Consider the following 3,220-nt stretch of genomic DNA (forward strand, 5'->3'; position numbering starts at 1 on the left):
GGCCCGATCTCCGCCTGATAGACCTTGCCCTGGATTTCATCGGGGATGAGGATCTGGACCAGGTCGGCCTTCCTGGCGACTTCCGCGGCCGTGAGCGGCTTGAAACCGTGCTCGACGGCGAGGTCGTAGTTCGGCGTGCCCTTGACGTCGGCCACGATGACCCGGACGCCGGAGTCGCGCAGGTTCTGGGCCTGGGCGTGGCCCTGGCTTCCGTAACCGACGATCCCAACCGTTTTTTCGAGGATCGGCTGAATGTCAATGTCGTCGTCGTGATAGACCTTGGCCATTGTGTTTCTCCCGGAAAGTGCCTGAGTGCCTGAGTTCCTGAGTGCCTGAGTCACGGAGACTGACACGCGCTGTTAGCCGTTCAATCCGAAATCCGCAATCCGCAATCCGAAATCGAAACGTTCTGCATTCTGCGTTCCGCGTTAGAAGTCAATCCCCCCGCCCCAGGGCAATCCGCCCCGTCCGCGCGAGTTCCTTGATGCCGTACGGCTTCAGAAGGTCGATGAAGGCCTCGATCTTTTTTTCGGGCCCGGCGATTTCGATCGTCAGGTGCTTGGCGCCGATGTCCACGATTTTGCCGCGGAAAACGCTCGCCACCTCGAACACCTCGCCCCGCTTCTCGGGGCGGACGCTGACCTTGATGAGCATCAGGTCGCGCTCGACGATGTCCTCGCCGGCGAAGTCGCTGACTTTGATGACGTCGACGATCTTGCCCAACTGCTTGCGGACCTGCTCCAGGACAGCATCGTCGCCCCGGACGACGACGGTCATGCGGCTGCGGGTTGGGTCCTCGGTTTCGCCGACCGCCAGGCTGTCGATGTTGAACCCCCGCCCGGCAAAGAGGCCGGCAATGTGCGCCAGGACCCCGGGCTTATTCTCGACGATCGCGCTGATTATGTGCCTCATGGCCGCCGCTCCTGTCTCTCGTGCAGGGGCAAATTGTACCGTCGGGACCCCGCGGCGGCAAGCCCAAAGGCCCCCGCCTCCGCGGGGACTCGGCAGGGATTCTTGCCCAAGACCGCCGCACGTTCGTTACAATGAATTCGGAAAGGCTGGGGGAAGCACCTCGGCCAAGAGAAGACCTGTGGAATGGCTGCCCAAAGACAAGACGCAGCGCCGGACAAACCCCTCCGGGCGGCGGTCGTCGTGGCCCATCCCGACGACGAAACGCTCTGGTGCGGCGGAACGATCCTCACGCACCGCGACTGGCGGTGGACCGTCGTCTCCCTTTGCCGCGCCACCGACCCCGACCGTTCGCCGCGATTCTTCCAGGCACTCGACGCGCTCGGCGCGACCGGCTCGATGGCCGCCCTCAACGACAGACCCGACCAGACGCCCCTCGTCCCCCGAGACGTCGAGGAGACTATCCTGTCGCTCCTGCCGGAGGGGCGCGTGGACCTGGTCCTTTCGCACAGCCCGCTGGGGGAATACACGCGGCACCGCCGGCACGAAGCGGTCGGGCGGGCGGTTCTGGAATTGTGGTCGGCCGGCCGGCTGGCGGCCGACGCCGTCTGGGCGTTCGCCTACGACGACGCCGGCGGGGCCCGGTTGCCGACGGCCGTAACCCACGCGGACCGCGTGGAGGAACTTGCGGAACCCGTCTGGCGGGAAAAATACCGTATCATTACGGCGGTGTATGGGTTCGGTCCGGAGAGTTTCGAGGCCCGCGCGACGCCGCGAACCGAAGCGTTCTGGTGCTTCGATTCGCCGGCGGCGGCGCGCCGGTGGATGAACGAAAAGAGGTTGGAACCATGAAGATCCTGGTGCTGTACGACTACCCGCCGGCGCCGGGAGGCCTGGCGACGCAGGGAGACCTCCTGTATCGGGGCCTGAAGGAACTGGGGGTGGACGTGCAGCCGGCCCCCTTCGAGTCGCCGCAGGAAAAAGAGTGGTACTACCGCTGGTTCGAGCCGGACGTTGTGGTCGGCATCGGCTACTGGGGCCACGTGCCGCATCTGGTCCTCCATCCTCAGCGATACGGTGCGATGCCGGTGCCCTGGCTCGTCGCCGACGGTTATCTCGCGAACTACCACGAGGTGCTGGAGGCGCTCCCGCTGATCCTCGTCACGAGCCACTGGGTCAAAAAAGTGTACATGCGCGACGGCCTGAGCGGAAAGAACATCGAGGTCCTCCCCGTGGGGTGCGACACGGACGCCTTCGTTCCGCGCGACCCGAAGGACCCGAAGGTCCTGGCGGTGCGCGAGACGCTGGGCGTCGCGCCGGACCAGGTGATGATTCTCACCGTGGGCGGCGACGCGGCCTCGAAAGGCGCCCAGGAAGTGATGCAGGCCCTCGCGATGATCGACAAGGAGGCGCCGGACTGGAAATACGTCTGCAAGGTCTGGCCCCAGCCGCGCACCGAGCAGCAGAACCTGTACGACCTCCAGATGGCGACACACCTGGGCATCGAGAAAAACGTCGTCTACACCACGAGCCGCATCTCACGAAACTTCATGCCCTACCTCATTGCCGCCTGCGACATCTACGCCGCCCCCTCCAGGCTGGAAGGCTTCGGCATGCCCCAGGTCGAGGCCGGGGCCTGCGCAAAACCCGTGGTCGGCATCAAGGCCATGGCCATGCTCGACACGCTGGTGCACGGCAAGACGGCGCTGCTGGCCCGCGTCGCCCAGGAAGTCGTCATCCGCGAAGCGGTCGTCGGCCAGGAATCGGGCCACAAGGAAGGCCACCGCGTCGTCTTCAAGAAGCCGCGCACCGCCGATTACCGCGCCAGCGTCCACGACATCGCCGAGTTCCTGCTGAAACTCATGCAGGACGCGAACCTGCGGCGCAAGATGGGCGACGCCGCTCGAAAACACGTCGCCGAGCATTTCGACTACCGCGTCGTCGCCCGCCGGCTCCTCGAAATCCTCTCCAGCCGACTGGGGCTTGAGTAACATGACCCAAGAACGCCACACCCACATCGAAGACGCGAGAAACGCCGCCCTCGAAGTCCTCCGCCACAACGACCACGGACCCTGCCACGGACTCCCCCGCACGGCCGGATGGGGTTACCCCGAACCCTACACGCGGGACCTCATGATCTCGGCGCTCGGGATGCTCGTCTCGGAGGATGACCGGCTCGTGGCGAGCGTGCGGCACGTCCTGGAGACGCTTGCGAAGAACCAGACCCGCCTCGGGCACATCCCGTCGCTGGTCCACGACCCGGAAGACCGCGGGGCGAGCGACACGACGCCCCTGTTTCTCCTCGGCGTCG

General features: G+C 65.5%; 5 protein-coding genes. 3 read left to right on the forward strand and 2 right to left on the reverse strand.

Translation table 11 applies throughout. The features are described 5' to 3' along the window. Both NTX40_09645 and ilvN read right to left on the reverse strand, forming a co-directional pair. A partial coding sequence (locus NTX40_09645; GenBank protein ID MCX5649339.1) for an NAD(P)-binding domain-containing protein occupies nucleotides 1-287 on the reverse strand: 287 nt, incomplete at its 3' end. Nucleotides 288-435: 148 nt separating this feature from the next. Next, on the reverse strand, nucleotides 436-912 hold the full coding sequence (gene ilvN, locus NTX40_09650) for an acetolactate synthase small subunit (GenBank protein ID MCX5649340.1): 477 nt from the start codon (nucleotides 910-912) through the stop codon (nucleotides 436-438). A gap of 183 nt (nucleotides 913-1,095) precedes the next feature. Here ilvN and NTX40_09655 point away from each other — a divergent pair, with 183 nt between their 5' ends. From NTX40_09655 to NTX40_09665, 3 genes are all read left to right on the forward strand, one after another. Continuing rightward, complete coding sequence (locus NTX40_09655) at nucleotides 1,096-1,761, forward strand: PIG-L family deacetylase (GenBank protein MCX5649341.1); 666 nt, start codon at nucleotides 1,096-1,098, stop codon at nucleotides 1,759-1,761. Next, a complete protein-coding gene (locus tag NTX40_09660) occupies nucleotides 1,758-2,900 on the forward strand; it encodes a glycosyltransferase family 4 protein (protein ID MCX5649342.1) in 1,143 nt (380 codons plus the stop codon). The genes NTX40_09655 and NTX40_09660 overlap by 4 nt, the downstream gene beginning before the upstream one ends. Nucleotide 2,901: 1 nt before the next feature. Beyond that, a partial coding sequence (locus NTX40_09665; GenBank protein MCX5649343.1) for an amylo-alpha-1,6-glucosidase occupies nucleotides 2,902-3,220 on the forward strand: 319 nt, incomplete at its 3' end.

The organism is Planctomycetota bacterium (assembly GCA_026387035.1).
Taxonomy (GTDB): domain Bacteria; phylum Planctomycetota; class Phycisphaerae; order FEN-1346; family FEN-1346; genus JAPLMM01.

Coding starts and splice junctions, on each gene's coding strand:
- ilvN (MCX5649340.1), bottom strand. CDS start 912: ATGAGGCACATAATCAGCGCGATCGTCGAGAATAAGCCCGGGGTCCTG.
- NTX40_09655 (MCX5649341.1), top strand. CDS start 1,096: ATGGCTGCCCAAAGACAAGACGCAGCGCCGGACAAACCCCTCCGGGCG.
- NTX40_09660 (MCX5649342.1), top strand. CDS start 1,758: ATGAAGATCCTGGTGCTGTACGACTACCCGCCGGCGCCGGGAGGCCTG.